The following is a 15,928-nucleotide window of genomic DNA, read 5'->3' on the forward strand; positions in this document are numbered from 1 at the left end:
CCTAGGTCCTTCGTCGATCAGCCGCTCGTGACCCGGTCCCTGATGGCCTGCTGGACGCCTTGCAGCGCCCCTGACGCCTTCGCCGGATCGGTGCCACCGCCCTGGGCCACGTCGTCCTTGCCGCCACCTCCGCCGCCGAGGATGCCGGCCGCGATCTTGACCAGCTCACCGGCGCGAAGGCCGCGGTTGCGAGCCTCGTCGTTGACGGCGACCACCACCGAGGGGCGGCCACCTGAGGCACCGACGACCGCGACGACACCGGGCCGGTCCCGCGGGATCCGGCCCCGGACGTCGAGGACGAGCTTGCGCAGATCACCAGCCGACGCGCCTTCGGGCACCTCGTGTCCGACGAAGGCGACGCCCGCGATGTCCTCCGGATTGGCTGCCAGGTCGCCAGCGGCGGCAAGCACCTGCTGGACCCGGATGCGTTCGAGCTCCTTCTCGGCGGCGCGCAGCCGGTCGACGATGCCGGCGACCCGCTCCGGGAGTTCCTCGGGTCGGGCCTTCAACGCCTCGGACAGCTGGCCGAGCAGGACGTGCTCGCGGGCGAGGAAGCGGTACGCGTCCGCGCCGACGAGGGCCTCCACCCGGCGGATTCCCGCACCGATGGACGACTCTGACAGCAGCTTGACCACGCCGAGCTGGCCGGACCGGCCGGCGTGGGTACCGCCGCAGAGCTCGCGCGCCCACTCACCGACCGAGATCACCCGGACGTCGGTGCCGTACTTCTCCCCGAACAGGGCCATCGCCCCGGAGGCGCGCGCCTCGTCGATCGGCATGACCTGTGCGGTGACCGGGAGGTCGGCGAGGAGCAGTTCGTTGACGCGCTCCTCGGCCTCGGCGAGGACGCTCGGTGGGACGGGACCGGTGGCGTTGAAGTCGAACCGGAACCTGCCCGGCGCGTTCTCCGAACCGGCCTGTGCCGCGGTCTCGCCGATAGCCTCCCGGAACGCCTTGTGCACCATGTGGGTCGCGGTGTGCGCGCGGGAGATCGCCCGGCGGCGTTCGACGTCGACCTGCGCGCTCGCCGTCTGACCGGCGACCGCCTCGCCGCGGAGGACCTTCGCCTGGTGGACGATGAGCCCACCGAGCGGCGACTGGACGTCGTGGACGGCGAGCCTGGCACCGTTGGCGAGTTCGATCACGCCTTCGTCGGCGAGCTGCCCGCCGGCTTCGGCATAGAACGGCGTGCGGTCGAGGACCAGCTCGACCGTCTCGCCCTCACGGGCGGCCTGTACCGGCTCGCCGTGCAGCAGGAGCCCGGCGACCTGCGCCTCGGACACCACCTCGTCATAGCCGGTGAACTCCACCGCCCGCCCCAGCGCGTCGGCGACACCGCGGTAGGCGGACAAATCGGCGTGCCCGCTCTTGCGTCCGGCCGCGTCCTCCTTCGCGCGAGACCGCTGCTCGGCCATCAACCGGCGGAACCCGTCCTCGTCCACGGCGAGCCCGCGCTCGGCCGCCATCTCCAGGGTCAGGTCGATCGGGAAACCGTAGGTGTCGTGCAGCTGGAACGCCTTATCACCGGTGAGAACCTCGCTGCCGGCCTGTCTGGTCTGTTCCACGGCGAGGTCGAAGATCTGCGTACCAGTCTTGAGGGTGCCGAGGAACGTCTCCTCCTCGGCGTAGACGACCGAGCTGATCCGGGCCCAGTCCTGCTCGAGCTCGGGGTAGGACAGCTTCATCCGCGACAGGCTGACGGGCAGCAGCTCGGGCATGGTGGGCACGTCGACACCGAGGAGCCGCATCTGCCGGACCGCCCGGCGGATGATCCTTCGGAGCACGTAGCCGCGCGCCTCGTTGCTCGGGGTCACGCCGTCGCCGACGATCATCATGGCCGAACGCACGTGGTCGGCGACGACCCGCAGGCGTACGTCACTGTCGTGGTCGGCGCCGTACTTGCGCCCCGACAGCTCCGTCGCCCGGTCGAGCACCGGTCGGATCTCGTCGTTCTCGTAGATGTTGTCGACGCCCTGGATGAGGTAGGCCATGCGTTCGAGGCCCATGCCGGTGTCGATGTTCTTCGCCGGCAGCTCACCCAGGATCGGGTAGCCCTCCTTGGCGGGGCCCTCGCCGCGTTCGTACTGCATGAAGACGAGGTTCCAGAACTCGAGGTAACGGTCCTCGTCGACCTCCGGCCCACCGTCGGGGCCGAACTCCGGGCCGCGGTCGAGGTAGAGCTCGCTGCACGGTCCGCAGGGCCCCGGCACGGTCATCGACCACATGTTGTCCGCCATGCCACGGCGGACGATCCGGTGCGGCGGCAACCCGATCCGACGCTCCCAGATCCGGGCGGCCTCGTCGTCTTCGAAATAGACCGTCGCCCAGACCTTCGACTCGTCCAGGCCGAACCCACCGTCGGAGACCGGGGTCGTGATCAGCTCCCAGGCGAGCTCGATGGCGCGTTCCTTGAAGTAGTCGCCGAAGGAGAAGTTGCCGTTCATCTGGAAGAACGTGCCGTGCCGGGTGGTCTTGCCGACCTCTTCGATGTCGCCGGTACGCACACACTTCTGCACGCTCGTCGCCCGTGGGTAGGGCGGCGTCTCCTGACCGAGGAGGTACGGCTTGAAGGGCACCATGCCGGCATTGACGAACAACAGGTTCGGGTCGTCGAGCAGCAGGGACGCCGATGGGACGATCGTGTGTCCGCGCTCGCCGAAGAAGCGCAGGAAGCGCCGGCGAATTTCCGCCGTCTCCATCAGCGGGTGTCCCTCCAGGTCGTGTCGGGGTCGTTCGCGAACCGCGCGGCTGCGTCGGCGTCGAGCCCGCCGCCGTGACCGTTGGGGTGGTGGTCGTCGAGTGCGAGAGCTTCGCGCAGCTCCTGCTCGCGTGCCTCCATGCCGACCCGGACCTCCGCACCGAACGCCCGGACGGCATCGCCGAGGCCGGAGAGCTGCTTGGCCACGCCTTGGGGGGTGAACTGGTCGGCCTTCTGCGAAAGCTTGCGGACGACCAGGATCCCGACGGTGGCGCCGACCGCCACCCAGAAAACTCGCTTCATCGGGCCCGTGCTCCCTTCCGGCGCTGGCCCTTCATCTCCGACCTGACCCGGCGTTCGACATCTCTGCGGTCGTGGGCGTTGATCGCCCGGCGGACGCCGTAGGAGAAGGCCGCAAACTTCACCAGTGGCCCGCCCAGGGTCGCCGCGAACAGCGACGACAGCCCGGCGACGTTGTCGGACACGGTCTCCGCCCGCGCGGTGATCGTGTCGACGCGGGCCAGCTGGGCGTTGGTGGTGCTCACCGTGGTCGTGACCTCACCGAGCAGGGGCAGGCTCTGGTCGGTGACACCGCGTACGAGCAGGCGGGTCTCCTCGAAGACCCTGCCCAGCTTGAGGATGGGGTAGGCGAGAACGCCCACCAGCAGCAGCAACGCGCCAGCTGCCATAAGTCCCGCAATCTCACCGGCAGTCATGGCGTCCAAACCTATAACCCCCGAGGAGCGTTCGTACGCCGCCCCATCGATGCCGTGTCGGACGACGATCTCTGCGTCACCTCCTGTGCATGTAGAATGCATGCATGGTGGCCCTGCAGATTCGCGACGTTCCCGAAGAGGTCCGCGACGTCCTGGCCACCCAGGCCAAGATCCGCGGCCAGTCTCTGCAGGCCTATCTCCTCGAGATGGTCACCATGGAGGCACGGCGAGCAAGCACTGTCGGCCGGATTCTCCAGCAGTTCGAGGGGCGGACGGACGGCTCGCGGCTGACTCGAGGCGCAGCCGGTCGCCTCGTCGACGGTGCACGCGCCGGACGCGACCGTCGGGCAGGCCACGATGATCATGACGACGATGATCACGACACCGGTGCGCCATGATCATCGTCGATGCCTCGGTTCTGACCAACGCGTTCACCGACGACGACATCCTGGGCGACCGGGCACGAGCCGAGCTGGGTCGCGACCATCACTGGGCCGCACCCGAACAGCTGGTGGCCGAGACCTTCGCTGCCATCCGGAGCCGACTCATGGGCGGCATGATCGGCCCCGCGCGGGCTCACGACGCCGTCCGGGCGCTCATGCAGATCCCTGTCGACCTGCTCGCGGTCCAGCCGCTGCTCGCCAGGATGTGGGCAGCACGGGATCACGCCATCGGATACGACGCCGCCTATGTGGCGGCCGCCGAAGTCAACGGCTGCGCGTTGGTCACCGCAGACACCCGCCTCGCCCAAGCGGCCAGAACGCTGCAATGCCGTGTGCGGCTTGCCTGGCCGCCCACCTGAGGCGTCACTCGTCGCCGGCGAGGATGCGGCGGATCCGTTCGAGCCGTTCGCCGTACGCCTTCTCCGCCCCACGGCCGGTCGGTTCGTAGTAGGTCCGCCCTGCCACGACATCAGGTGAATACTGCTGGGCGACGATCCCGCGGCGGTCGTCGTGGGCGTAGGAGTAGCTCGCTCCGTGGCCCAGCTTCTTCGCACTGCGATAGTGCGCATCGCGAAGGTGCGCCGGCACCGACCCGATCCGGCCGGACCGGACGTCATCGAGTGCTGCGCCGATGGCCTTCACCACGGCGTTCGACTTCGGCGCCAGTGCGAGATGGATCACGGCGTGCGCCAGGTTGATCGCGGCCTCGGGCAGGCCGACGAACTGCGCCGCCTGGTGCGCCGCCACCGCCACGCCAAGCGCCGTCGGATCCGCCATGCCGACGTCCTCACTCGCGAGGATGACCAGCCGCCGGGCGACGAAGCGCGGATCCTCACCGGCCTCGACCATCCTTGCCAGGTAGTGCAGTGACGCATCGACGTCACTCCCCCGGATCGACTTGATGAGCGCACTGGCGACGTCGTAATGCTGGTCGCCGTCACGGTCATAGCGGACCGCGGCCCGGTCGACGGCCGTCTCCAGGGTCCCGAGGTCGACCTGGGCCGCGCCGAGGGCGATCGCGGCGCCCGCGCCCGCCTCGAGATAGGTGAGCGCACGGCGGGCGTCTCCCCCGGACATCCGGAGCAGGTGCTCCTCGGCATCCTCCGCCAGCGTGACCGTGCCGCCGAGGCCACGCTCATGAACCAGCGCGCGGTGGATCAATCCACGGATGTCGTCGTCGGAGAGGGGCTCGAGGCGCAGCAGCAGCGACCTCGACAGGAGTGGTGAGATCACCGAGAAGTACGGGTTCTCGGTCGTCGCGGCCACCAGGGTCACCCAGCGGTTCTCGACGCCGGGAAGCAGGGCGTCCTGCTGGGACTTGCTGAACCTGTGCACCTCGTCGACGAACAGCACCGTCTCGCGGGTGCGACCCAGCTCCCGGCGGGCCGTGTCGATCACCGCGCGCACCTCCTTGACCCCCGAGGTCACGGCGGAAAGCTCGACGAAGATCCGGTTGGTCTGGCGGCTGAGGATGGCGGCGATCGTCGTCTTGCCCGACCCGGGCGGCCCCCACAGCAGCAGCGACGGTACGCCGCCGTCGGTCGTCGGTGGCGTCCGGCCCTGATCACGATCTTCCGGACGATCACCCTCGATCAGCCGGCGAAGCGGCGCACCGGGCGCCAGCAACTGCCGCTGACCTACGAGATCGTCGAGGCTCTGCGGACGCATCCGGACCGCCAGCGGTGCCGACAGGTGGTCGGCGTCGGCCAGACTTCCAGAGGCGCGAGGAGCCGCCGGTCCGGCCGAACCTCCGGATACGTCGAACAGGGCGTCGTCCGTCACGGCCACGAGACTAGATGACCGCATCCCCATCCAGCCGGGGTGGCACTCCGCCGGGAGGACGAAGCCGGCACACGCAGGTCCGGCGCAGAACCGGTCCCCACCGGATCAGACAGCGACGTCCTTGCCGGCCGACACCGCTTCGGCCGCCTGTTGGCTGGCTTTCGCGTCCTGCAGCGTTGGCGGCGCGGCGAAGTGGCAGGCGACGAGGCGACCACCGACACTGCGCAACGGCGGCTCGTCGCGGGCGCAGATGTCCTGTGCCTTCCAGCACCGCGTACGGAATCGGCAGCCTGACGGCGGGTCGATCGGGCTGGGGACGTCACCGAAGAGCCGGATCCGTTCCCTGCGGCCACCGATCTGCGCCTGGCGTACGTCAGGCACCGCCGACAAGAGCGCCTGGGTGTACGGATGATGCGGCTCACCGTAGAGACGCTCCCGGTCCGCGAGCTCGACGATCTTGCCGAGATACATCACCGCCACCTGACGGCAGAAGTGGCGGACCACCGCAAGGTCGTGGGCGATGAACAGGAAGGAGATGCCGAACTCCTTCTGCAGGTTACCGAGGAGGTTCATCACCTGCGCCTGGATCGACACGTCGAGAGCGCTCACCGGCTCGTCCGCGACGATCAGCTTGGGGCGGACCGCGAGGGCCCGCGCGATCCCGATCCGCTGCCGCTGACCGCCGGAGAACTCTGTCGGATAGCGGTTGTAATGCTCGGGGTTGAGGCCGACGACCTCGAGAAGTTCCTGCACCCGGGACAGCACCTGAGCCTTGGGCACGATGCTGTGCACCCGCAGCGGCACACCGATGATCGACCCCACGGTGTGCCGCGGATTCAGCGACGAGAACGGATCCTGGAAGATGATCTGGATCTCCCTGCGGAACGGCAACACCCGCTTCTGCGACAGGCCGCCGATGTCGGTGCCCTCGAACCTGATCTCCCCGCTTGTGGGGTCGAGCAGCCGGGTGACCAGCCGCCCGGTCGTCGACTTGCCGCAGCCGGACTCGCCCACGAGACCGAGCGACTCGCCCTGGCCGAGGCTGAACGAGATCCCGTCGACTGCCTGGACCTGACCGACCACCCGGCGGACGACGCCCGTCGACCGGACGGGGAAGTGCTTGACCAGATTCTTGACCTCGAGCAGTGTCGTGCCCGGGTGGCTGATGCTCTGTTTCGATGCCGCGCCCGTCGCCGTCTCAGTCATGGTGTGGGCTCCCTCATCCGATCCGGGGCTGGATCTCATTGACGAAGATCTCCTCCGGGTTCGGCAGATGGCATCGCACCACGTGCCCCGTACCGCGTCCACCCGGCCGGAGGTCAGGCAAGGTGTCGACGCACCGGTCGTCCGGCAGCCGCGACGGGTAGGGGCAGCGCGGATGAAAGGGACAGCCGGTCGGAAGGTTGACCAGGCTCGGTGGGGTGCCCTTGATCGGCGTGAGTGGCTGGTCGAGTTCGCCCGTGAGGTGCGGCGCGCTGGTCAGCAGGCCCCAGGTGTAGGGGTGCTCCGGGTGGGTCAGGATCTCCTTGCCCGCGCCGTACTCCACGCACCGTCCGGCGTACATCACCAGCACGTCGTCGGCCATCTCGGCCACGACACCGAGGTCGTGGGTGATGATGATGATCGCCGATCCGAACTCCCGCTGCAGATCCTGCAAAAGGTCGAGGATCTGTGCCTGCACGGTGACGTCGAGCGCCGTCGTCGGCTCGTCGGCGATCAACAACTGGGGGTCGTTGACGAGCGCCATCGCGATCATGGCGCGCTGGCGCATGCCGCCGGAGAACTGGTGCGGATAGTCGTCGGCGCGGCGGCCCGCCTGCGGGATGCCCACGCGGTCGAGCATCTCGATCGCGCGCTTGCGCGCCACCGCCTTCGACGCCCTGTGGTGGGCGAGGTAGGCCTCCGCGATCTGGTCGCCGATCGTGAAGAACGGGTGCAGGCTCGACAACGGGTCCTGGAAGATCATCGCGGCGACATTGCCGCGGATCCGCCGCATCCGGTCGTCGTCGACGCCCACCAGGTCGGTGCCCTGCAGCCGGATGCTTCCGGTGATCTTCGCACGGCGTCGGTCGTGCAGGCCCATGATCGCCATGCTCGACACGCTCTTGCCCGAGCCGGACTCGCCGACGATGCCGAGCGTCCGGCCGAGTTCCACGCGGTAGCTCAGGTCCGTGACGGCGTTGACCACACCGTCCGGCGTCGGGAATCTGACGGTGAGATCTTCGACAGCGAGGAACGGCTCGCTGGAACTTGCGGTGGCGTTCATGCTCATCTGTGTCCCAGTCATCCGAGTCGGACTCGCGGGTCAAGGAAGCTGTAGACGACATCGATCACGATGTTGAGAGCGACGAGCAGGAACGCCGCGTACATCACCGATCCCATGATGACCGGTAGGTCTCCGCTCTCGAAGGCGTCGAGCGCCATGAGGCCGAGTCCCTGCACGTCGAAGATCCGTTCGGTGAAGATCGTGCCGGACAGCAGCGCGGCCAGGTCGAGCCCGAGGATCGTGACCACGGACGTGAGCCCCGCGCGGAGAGCGTGTTTGAAGTTGACGCGAGTGACGCTCAGCCCTTTGGCCCGGGCCGTACGTACGAAGTCCTCGCCGAGCGCCTCCACCATTGCCGCGCGTGTGTAACGTGCATAGGCGGTGGCGAACACGCCTCCGAGGACAACCCACGGTAACAACAGCCCGCTGAACCACTGCAGCGGATTCTCGGTCAGTGGCGTGTAGCCCGACCGCGGAAAGATCTCGAACTGGATGGACAGGTAGATCGCTGCGAGCAGGGCGACGAGGTAGTAGGGAAATGACGTCAGCACGAGCGACCCGCCGACGAGCGTCTTGTCCCACATGGTGCCTCGGTTGATCGCCGCCAGCGCGCCCAACGACACTCCGACGATCAGGAAGATCACCATGGCCCCGAGCGCCACCGCAAGTGTCACGGGGATGCGATCGACGATCATGGTCGTGACCGGCTGGTCGGCACTGAACGAGTAGCCGAGGCAGGGAACCCCGCACTCCTTGACGAACCCACCGGACTGGATCTCGCGTCCGGTGAAGATGCCCCCGAAGTATTCGACGAACTGCTGCGGGATCGGTTTGTCCAGCGACAGGCTCGCCCGGATGTCCGCCAGCCGCGACGGCGTGCAGTTCCGGTCGCCGCACATCTGGTACTCCGGCTTCGATGGTCCGATGAAGAACAGGATGAACGCCGCCACCATCACGACGAGGACCACCGACAGGCCCTCGAAGATCCGCCGTACCACGTATCCGAACATCGGTCTACCAACCTCGCGTCGCAGCCTAGGAGTGAGACCAGTTCTGGTGGGGGGACGAGCAGGTGCCCGTCCCCCCACCAGCGGCCATGACTTACTGCTTCACGAACAACTTCGTGTAGTCCGCTCCGCCGCCGTACGGGTCGTGGACGACGCCGCCGACCTTGGAGCCGTGCAGGATCGCGTCCTTGTCGTAGTAGTCCGGGATCACCGGGACGTACTTCTCCATCAGGAGCTTGTCGAGGGCGGCCCATTCAGACGGCTGCTCGTCGAGGGGCAGCGCACCGATCCGGTCGATCTCGTCGTTGACCTCTTTTTCGTTGAGGAACGACTTGTTCGGCGCGGAACCGGGGTTGAGCTCGATCAGCCGACCGTCGAAGATCGCCGGGAACACCGTCGACCCGGACGGCCAGTCGAGGCACCAACCGGAGTAACGGAGGTTTACCTCCGACTTGGGGTTGTCGGAGTCGGCGCGCCGCTGATCGGTCGGCATCGGGATCGCCTTCACCTTGAACCCGGCCGCCTTCAGCTTCTCCTCACGGACGGCTGACACCTGGGCCGCGATCTCGTTGTCGTTGGAGAACGTCCAGATGACCTCGAAGCCGAGGTTGCCCGACTCCTCGAGCATCTTCTTGGCCTTGACCGGGTCGCCGTCACCCTTGGCGCCGCTGCCGATGGCGTCGAAGTTCTCCCAGCCCGGCGTCACCTTCGGCAGAATCGTCGTTGCCGGCTCGTAGGTGAGTGGACTTTCACCCGCCGCCTTGTGCAGGGCGTCGTGCGGCCACGCGGTCGCGAGAGCCCGGCGAACCTCCAGGGGCATCGTCCGCCCGTCGAGATAGGCGAAGAACGTGCACGTGCTGGGCCCCTTGACCAGCCGCTCCTCGGGCTCCTTGTTCTGGATCTTCGGCAGCAGCGAGGCGTCGACGTCGTCGTAGGTGAGCGCCGTCTGGTCCTGACCGTTGTCCGCGATCAACTGCTCCTGCAGCTTGATCGGGTCCTGGTTGAACTTGAAGTCGAACCGGTCGGCGTACTGGTGCCGCGCCGGGTCGGTGGCCGGGTCCCAGTGCTCGTTCTTGGTGAGGACGAGCCGCTTGCCCTTCTGGTAGCTCTCGAACTTGTAGGGCCCGGTCGCCAGAGGATGGTTGCCGTAGTTCTCCTTGGTGTCCTTGGCCTCAGGAATAGCTGTGTAGAGAGGGAACGTGAGGTAGAACGGCAGGTCGGCGAACGGCTTCGCCATCTTCAGGATGACCGTCTTGTCGTCGGGCGTCTCGACGCCCGCGTAGTCCGGGCCGCCGCCGTCAGCCTTGCTCTTGTACGGCCCCTTGTAGGTGTCGCCGTCGAGGAAGTAGGTCTGCTGGTAGGTGGGACCGCTCGGCAGTTCCTCGGTGGCGAAGGACCGCTTCACCGCGTAGGCGATGTCGGCCGATGTGACATCGGTGCCGTCTTCGAGCTTGATCCCGTCCTTCAGCGTGAACTTCCACTCGGTGAAGTCCTCGTTCGGTGTGCCCAGGTCGGTCGCCATGTCGGGGACGAGGTGGTACTTACCGTCGTCACCAAGGCTCAGCGCCGTCAGGGTCCGGGTGGTCAGCCTGAGCACCGCCAGGGCGTCGATGTAGTACGCCCGCGTGGGGTCGAACGTCTCGGGAGCCTGCACCGTCAGCGTCGTGAGTGTGCCGCCCTTCTGCGCACCCTCGATCTCAGGGGCGGGGCCCGTCGCGTCCGCGTCCTGGACGACCTCGAAGCCACTGCCGGCCGGGGCGGAGGACTCCTTGTTCTCCTCTTGGGCCCGCTCCGACGGCGTCTCACCGCCGCCACCACATGCGGCAACGCCCAGCGCAAGGACGCCGGCCGCCGCCACAAGCTTTCTCCATCGCATAGGAATCGCTCCCTTGCCTTTCTTTCGTCGCGTCGGCCGTGCTACCGACGAGTCTTGGGGTCGAACGCGTCGCGGATCGCATCGCCCAGCAGGTTGAGGGCCAGGACGAGAACGAGAATCGCCAACGCGGGTTGCCAGAAGAAGATCGGATAGGTCTCGTAGTAGCTGATCGCGCCGTTGACTGTCCGCCCCCACGACGGCGTGGGTTCGGTGAGTCCGATGCCCAGGTAGGACAGGCCGGCCTCGTTGGCGATGAACGTGGGCACCGCCAAGGACAGGAAGACGATGATCTGGCCGGTGAGGTTGGGCAACAGTTCGCGGAACAGGATCCATCGGGTGGGAACCCCGATCGCCCGCGCGGCCTGGATGAACTCACGCTCCCGCAGCGACAAGACCTCGGCACGGACCAGCCGGCCCAGACCGGTCCAGCCGAAGAAGGCGAAGATGGCGACCAGGGTCCACAGCCGCACCTTCGAGACCGTGGCGCCGTCGCCCGGGAACCATGACTGCACCACCGGGGCGAAGGCGATGACGACCAGCAGCAGCGGCATCGAGAGCAGGAGGTTGATGAGCCACGAGATCGCGCGGTCGACGTGACCTCCCAGGAACCCTGCCAGCATGCCCAGAGCGGTGCCGACAGCCGTGGCGATCACCGAGGCACTGACGGCCACGAGGAGCGACGGTCGCGCACCGTGAACCCAGCGGGCGAACAGATCACGCCCCAGTCGCGGTTCGATCCCGAACGGGTGCTCCGCACTCGGGTTGACCGTCGGGAACCCGTACTCGTCGATCAGGTCCTGGTTCAGCGTGAACGGATCGGTGTGGGTGACTGCCGTGATGGCGTCGGCGAAGATCGCCACCAGGGCGAAGAACAGCACCACGATCGCGCAGACGATGGCGATCTTGTCCTTACGCAGCCGTTCCAAGGCGATCCGCGTCGGCGACTTGCCGTGGAGTGCCGGACTGGCCGGGGTCGCCGCCGATCCTTGTGCACCCGCCTCGAGCAGTGTCGGGTCCGCCATTGAGTGCCTGCTTGCCTTCCTGACGTGTCTTCGCTCATCACCGGTCGCAACAGGGCAAACCCATTGACTGCGACGCTTGACGATAAACGACGCGCTGGAGTCACGGCAGACGGTGCGAGATCACGATTTGTAAACTCTTGCGACTACATTGCGTACACGGGAGATGACGCGAGATGTATGAGCCGTGAGGGATGACGGGTGGCTCAGTCAGTCCTGCCCGGTTTCGCGTCGATGCCAGCTTCCCGGCGTTGGGCCGGTGTGATCGGTGCTGGCGCACCCGTCAGCGGGTCGGAGCCCGAAGCCGTCTTCGGGAACGCGATCACGTCCCTGATCGACTCGACTCCGGCCAAGAGAGCACAGAGCCGGTCCAGCCCGAGAGCGATCCCGCCGTGCGGTGGTGGACCGTAGCGCAGGGCCTCGAGCAGGAAGCCGAACTGGCTCTCGGCCTCTGCCTGAGTCATCCCGATCACGTCGAAGACGCGCTGCTGCACATCCGCGCGGTGGATACGGATCGACCCGCCGCCGATCTCCATGCCGTTGAGGACGATGTCGTACGCCTGCGACAACGCTTCTCCCGGTGCCTCTTCGAACCGGTCCACCCAGTCCGCGGTCGGTGCGGTGAACGGATGGTGGATCGCAGTCCATCCGGCGTCGTCACCGGTCTTCTCGACCCGCTCGAACATCGGTGCGTCGACAACCCAGCAGAACTCCCAACGGGAGTGGTCGATCAGGTCGCAGCGCTCCCCCACCTCCAGGCGGGCGGCGGCCAACAGGCCGAGCGCCTCGGCGCGAGAGCCGGCGGCGAAGAACACGCAGTCGCCGGGCTTGGCCCCGGCATGCGCCGCCAGGTGCGAGCGCTCGTCGTCGGAGAGGTTCTTCGCAACCGGACCGCCGAGCTCACCGTCGTCGCCGACCAGGACGTACGCAAGACCCTTGGCACCACGGGAACGGGCCCACTCCTGCCAGGCGTCCAGCTCCTTGCGCGCCTGTCCGGCACCTCCGGGCATGACGACAGCGCCGACGTGGAAGTCTTCGCCCTTGGATTGGAACACCCGGAAGGGCGTCTTGGCGAAGTAGTCGGTGAAGTCGACGAGCTCGAGTCCGAAGCGTAGGTCGGGCCGGTCTGTTCCGAACCGGCGCATCGCCTCTGCGTAGGTCATCCGCCTGATCGGCAACTCAACCTCGTGGCCGCGAATGTCCTTCCATACCTGGCTGATCACCTGCTCGGTCAGAGCGATCACGTCGTCGGCCGAGCCGAACGACATCTCCACATCGAGCTGGGTGAACTCCGGCTGTCGGTCAGCGCGGAAGTCCTCGTCACGGAAACAGCGCACGATCTGGTAATAGCGCTCGAGACCGGCCACCATGAGCAGCTGCTTGAACAACTGGGGCGACTGCGGAAGCGCGTACCAGTGGCCCGGCTGCAGGCGTACGGGCACCAGGAAGTCTCGTGCACCTTCTGGCGTGGACCGCGTGAGGTACGGCGTCTCCACGTCGACGAAGCGGTTGCTGTCCATCACGTCGCGGATCAGGTGGGCGACCCGGGACCTCATCCGCAGCACCTCGGCCATCTCCGGCCGGCGCAGGTCGAGATAGCGATGGCGCAGGCGGGTCTCTTCGTTGACCGCGCTCTGGTGGTGGTCCTCCACCGGGAAGGGCAACGCCGCCGCCTCGCTCAGGACCTCGACCTCGCTCGCGACGACCTCGACCTGTCCCGTCGGCAACTGCGGGTTCTCGTTGCCGGCAGGGCGCATGCGGACCTCACCGACGACGCGCAGGCAGTACTCCTGCCGCAGGCCGTGCGCGGCCTCCTCGTCGCGGATGACGACCTGGGCGACCCCCGACACGTCACGGAGGTCGATGAACGCCACCCCACCGTGGTCGCGCCGCCTGGCCACCCAACCCGCGAGCGTCACCGTCTGGCCGGCGTGGTCGGCGCGGAGTGTTCCGGCCTCGTGCGTACGGATCACTCCTGGGTCTCCTTCACTGTCGGTGTGGTCACGTTCTGGTCGGACACCACGTGCTGGACAAGGATCGGGACGAGTTCGCCGAGCGGTACGGACGTCTGGTCACCGGTGCCAAGGTCTTTCAGCTGGGCCGTGCCCTGCTCGAGATCCCGGTCGCCGAGGACGACGGCGTGAGACGCTCCCGAGCGCCCGGCCGCCTTCATGGCGCCCTTGAGCCCCTGGCCGCCGTAGGCCGTGTCGCTGCGTACGCCCGACTGCCGGAGGTCACGGAGCAGGGTGACGGTGTGCCGGCGGGCAGCCGCGCCGAGGGCGACGACATAGACGTCGCAGCGGCCCTGGTCGCCGACGGTGAGGCCTTCGGCCTGGACCGCGAGAACGGTCCGGTCGACGCCGAGACCGAAGCCGACCCCGCCGAGGTCGGGTCCGCCGATGGTGGCGAGCAGCCCGTCGTAGCGGCCACCCCCGCCGATCGAGGACTGGGCGCCGAGATCGTCGTGGACGAACTCGAACGTCGTGCGCACGTAGTAGTCCAGCCCGCGGACGAGGCGCGGGTTGTCCTCCCAAATCACGCCGAGGTCGGCCAGCGCCGCGCGTACCTCGTCGTGGAACTCCTTGCACGCACCGCACAGGTGGTCGATGATCAGCGGCGCGTTCGTGAGCTGCGCCTGGACCGCGGAGCGCTTGTCGTCCAGCACCCGCATGGGGTTGATCTCAGCTCGCCGGCGGGTGTCGTCGTCGAGGTCAAGGCCGCGTAGGAACTCCTGCAGCAGCTCGCGGTAGACCGGCCGGCACTCGCGGCAGCCGAGACTGTTGAGCTGCAGCCGGGCCCTCGACAGACCCAGCCGGCGGTGTGCCTCCGCCGCCAGCCAGATCACCTCGGCGTCGAGCGCGGGATCATCGCTGCCGACGGCCTCGACGCCGACCTGGGTGTGTTGGCGGTACCGCCCGGACTGCGGCTGCTCGTAGCGGAAGTTCGGCCCGGCGTACCACACCTTGACCGGCAGCTGCCCGCGGTGCAGGCCGCGCTCCACGACGGCCCGCAGCACGCCCGCCGTGCCCTCGGGGCGCAACGTCAGCGACCGGCCGCCGCGGTCGTCGAACGTGTACATCTCCTTCGACACGACGTCGGTCGACTCGCCGACGCCGCGGACGAACAGTGCGGTGTCTTCGAACATCGGCGTCTCGACGTAGGCATAGCCGGACAGCCGTGGCGGCAGCGCCAACGTCTCGCGCACTGCGAGCCATGTCGCCGATGCGGGGGGAACGATGTCGTAGGTGCCCTTCGGCGCCTGGAAACTCATGAGTGGTCTTCACCCGCTCCGTACCTGATGGGGTTCGCGCCCAACGAGGATGGCGGCCGGGACACCTCGGGCTGGAGCCCTTGCAGATAAGGGTTGGTGCGGCGTTCCCGGCCAATGGTCGTCTGGTCTCCGTGGCCGGGTAGGACCACGATCCGGTCGTCGAGCGGCAGCACCTTGTCGGCAAGGCTGGCCAGCATCGTCGGATGGTCACCACCCGGCAGGTCGGTACGTCCGATGGACCCGGCGAAGAGCAGGTCGCCCGCGAACATCAGCTCGGGCGGCTCGTCGCCGGCGTCCGTGCGTACGCCCGGATGTCGCTCGGGTGTCCGCCCCCCGCTGTAGGGCGTACGGAACGTCACCGACCCCGGGGTGTGGCCGGGCGTGTGGTCAACGGTGAACGCGAGTCCCGCGACGTCGACGGCCATCCCGTCGGAGAGCTCGCGGACGTCGTCCGGCTCTGCGAAGGTTTCGCCGGCTCCGAGCAGCGCGCCGGCCCACTCCTGCGGCAGCCCGGCAAGCGGGTCGGCGAGCATCGGCCGGTCGGCGGGATGCACCCAGCAGACGGCCTCGTAGGTCCCGCACACCGGGATGATCGCCCACATGTGATCGAGGTGGCCGTGGGTGAGGAGGACGGCGACGGGCTTCAGGCGGTGTTCGCGGACGACCTCCGCTACCGCGGGCGCAGCGTCCTGACCGGGGTCCACGACGACGCACTCCGCGCCGCTCGCCGTTGCCACGATGTAGCAGTTCGCGGCGAACAGTCCGGTCGGAAAACCGGCGACCAACACTGCTCAGTCCTTTGTGTGAGGGGCTCAATTGCGACGTACGACGTCGGGATTGACCTTGTGAC

Annotated in this window: 14 protein-coding genes; 2 read left to right on the forward strand and 12 right to left on the reverse strand. The window is 67.9% G+C overall.

All coding sequences use genetic code 11. The features are described 5' to 3' along the window. Nucleotides 1-17: 17 nt before the first annotated feature. The 3 genes from alaS to ABN028_RS21050 are packed head-to-tail and all read right to left on the reverse strand — an operon-like array spanning nt 18 to nt 3,414. On the reverse strand, nt 18-2,699 hold the full coding sequence (gene alaS / locus ABN028_RS21040) for an alanine--tRNA ligase (RefSeq protein WP_349697816.1): 2,682 nt from the start codon (nt 2,697-2,699) through the stop codon (nt 18-20). Beyond that, the gene (locus ABN028_RS21045; RefSeq protein WP_349697817.1) at nt 2,699-3,001 is read right to left on the reverse strand and encodes a DUF6167 family protein; all 303 of its coding nucleotides are present in this window, start codon (nt 2,999-3,001) and stop codon (nt 2,699-2,701) included. Before ABN028_RS21045 ends, alaS begins: the two co-directional genes overlap by 1 nt. Further along, nucleotides 2,998-3,414 (reverse strand): DUF948 domain-containing protein, encoded by a 417-nt coding sequence (locus ABN028_RS21050; RefSeq protein ID WP_349331536.1) that lies wholly within the window; start codon nt 3,412-3,414, stop codon nt 2,998-3,000. The genes ABN028_RS21045 and ABN028_RS21050 overlap by 4 nt, the downstream gene beginning before the upstream one ends. 104 nt (nt 3,415-3,518) lie before the next feature. Here ABN028_RS21050 and ABN028_RS21055 point away from each other — a divergent pair, with 104 nt between their 5' ends. Together ABN028_RS21055 and ABN028_RS21060 are read left to right on the forward strand one after the other, a co-directional pair. Further along, nucleotides 3,519-3,812, forward strand: coding sequence for a hypothetical protein (locus tag ABN028_RS21055; RefSeq protein ID WP_349697818.1), 294 nt, complete (start codon nt 3,519-3,521; stop codon nt 3,810-3,812). Continuing rightward, nucleotides 3,809-4,216: a type II toxin-antitoxin system VapC family toxin gene (locus ABN028_RS21060; protein WP_349697819.1), complete on the forward strand. Its 408-nt coding sequence runs from the start codon at nt 3,809-3,811 to the stop codon at nt 4,214-4,216. Before ABN028_RS21055 ends, ABN028_RS21060 begins: the two co-directional genes overlap by 4 nt. Nucleotides 4,217-4,220: 4 nt before the next feature. On the opposite strand, the gene ABN028_RS21065 is transcribed toward ABN028_RS21060, so the two are convergent. The 9 genes from ABN028_RS21065 to ABN028_RS21105 all read right to left on the reverse strand — a co-directional run bounded on the left by ABN028_RS21065 (nt 4,221) and on the right by ABN028_RS21105 (nt 15,866). Further along, the gene (locus ABN028_RS21065; protein WP_349697820.1) at nt 4,221-5,639 is read right to left on the reverse strand and encodes a replication-associated recombination protein A; all 1,419 of its coding nucleotides are present in this window, start codon (nt 5,637-5,639) and stop codon (nt 4,221-4,223) included. A gap of 105 nt (nt 5,640-5,744) precedes the next feature. After that, nucleotides 5,745-6,845 (reverse strand): ABC transporter ATP-binding protein, encoded by a 1,101-nt coding sequence (locus tag ABN028_RS21070; RefSeq protein WP_349330628.1) that lies wholly within the window; start codon nt 6,843-6,845, stop codon nt 5,745-5,747. 13 nt (nt 6,846-6,858) lie between these two features. Further along, on the reverse strand, nt 6,859-7,905 hold the full coding sequence (locus ABN028_RS21075; RefSeq protein ID WP_349330629.1) for an ABC transporter ATP-binding protein: 1,047 nt from the start codon (nt 7,903-7,905) through the stop codon (nt 6,859-6,861). Nucleotides 7,906-7,922: 17 nt separating this feature from the next. Further along, nucleotides 7,923-8,915 carry an ABC transporter permease gene (locus ABN028_RS21080; protein ID WP_349330630.1) on the reverse strand — a complete coding sequence of 331 codons (993 nt, stop codon included), beginning with the start codon at nt 8,913-8,915 and terminating at the stop codon, nt 7,923-7,925. 91 nt (nt 8,916-9,006) lie between these two features. Continuing rightward, nucleotides 9,007-10,788 (reverse strand): ABC transporter substrate-binding protein, encoded by a 1,782-nt coding sequence (locus tag ABN028_RS21085; protein WP_349330631.1) that lies wholly within the window; start codon nt 10,786-10,788, stop codon nt 9,007-9,009. Nucleotides 10,789-10,829: 41 nt separating this feature from the next. Beyond that, nucleotides 10,830-11,810, reverse strand: a complete 981-nt coding sequence (locus tag ABN028_RS21090) for an ABC transporter permease (protein ID WP_349330632.1) — start codon at nt 11,808-11,810, stop codon at nt 10,830-10,832. A gap of 203 nt (nt 11,811-12,013) precedes the next feature. Continuing rightward, nucleotides 12,014-13,780, reverse strand: coding sequence for an aspartate--tRNA ligase (gene aspS / locus ABN028_RS21095; RefSeq protein ID WP_349697821.1), 1,767 nt, complete (start codon nt 13,778-13,780; stop codon nt 12,014-12,016). Continuing rightward, complete coding sequence (hisS, locus tag ABN028_RS21100; RefSeq protein WP_349330634.1) at nt 13,777-15,078, reverse strand: histidine--tRNA ligase; 1,302 nt, start codon at nt 15,076-15,078, stop codon at nt 13,777-13,779. Before hisS ends, aspS begins: the two co-directional genes overlap by 4 nt. Then, nucleotides 15,075-15,866, reverse strand: coding sequence for an MBL fold metallo-hydrolase (locus ABN028_RS21105; protein ID WP_349697822.1), 792 nt, complete (start codon nt 15,864-15,866; stop codon nt 15,075-15,077). The genes hisS and ABN028_RS21105 overlap by 4 nt, the downstream gene beginning before the upstream one ends. Nucleotides 15,867-15,928 lie beyond the last annotated feature (62 nt).

The sequence above is a fragment of the Actinopolymorpha sp. B17G11 genome (genome assembly GCF_040196095.1).
Taxonomy (GTDB): Bacteria; Actinomycetota; Actinomycetes; order Propionibacteriales; family Actinopolymorphaceae; genus Thermasporomyces.

What these genes read in the sequence shown, in the direction of transcription:
- ABN028_RS21085 (WP_349330631.1), bottom strand. Translation starts at nt 10,788, where the DNA reads ATGCGATGGAGAAAGCTTGTGGCGGCGGCCGGCGTCCTTGCGCTGGGC.
- ABN028_RS21050 (WP_349331536.1), bottom strand. Translation starts at nt 3,414, where the DNA reads ATGACTGCCGGTGAGATTGCGGGACTTATGGCAGCTGGCGCGTTGCTG.
- ABN028_RS21075 (WP_349330629.1), bottom strand. Translation starts at nt 7,905, where the DNA reads ATGAACGCCACCGCAAGTTCCAGCGAGCCGTTCCTCGCTGTCGAAGAT.
- ABN028_RS21045 (WP_349697817.1), bottom strand. Translation starts at nt 3,001, where the DNA reads ATGAAGCGAGTTTTCTGGGTGGCGGTCGGCGCCACCGTCGGGATCCTG.
- alaS (WP_349697816.1), bottom strand. Translation starts at nt 2,699, where the DNA reads ATGGAGACGGCGGAAATTCGCCGGCGCTTCCTGCGCTTCTTCGGCGAG.
- ABN028_RS21060 (WP_349697819.1), top strand. Translation starts at nt 3,809, where the DNA reads ATGATCATCGTCGATGCCTCGGTTCTGACCAACGCGTTCACCGACGAC.
- ABN028_RS21090 (WP_349330632.1), bottom strand. Translation starts at nt 11,810, where the DNA reads ATGGCGGACCCGACACTGCTCGAGGCGGGTGCACAAGGATCGGCGGCG.
- hisS (WP_349330634.1), bottom strand. Translation starts at nt 15,078, where the DNA reads ATGAGTTTCCAGGCGCCGAAGGGCACCTACGACATCGTTCCCCCCGCA.
- ABN028_RS21055 (WP_349697818.1), top strand. Translation starts at nt 3,519, where the DNA reads ATGGTGGCCCTGCAGATTCGCGACGTTCCCGAAGAGGTCCGCGACGTC.
- ABN028_RS21080 (WP_349330630.1), bottom strand. Translation starts at nt 8,915, where the DNA reads ATGTTCGGATACGTGGTACGGCGGATCTTCGAGGGCCTGTCGGTGGTC.
- ABN028_RS21070 (WP_349330628.1), bottom strand. Translation starts at nt 6,845, where the DNA reads ATGACTGAGACGGCGACGGGCGCGGCATCGAAACAGAGCATCAGCCAC.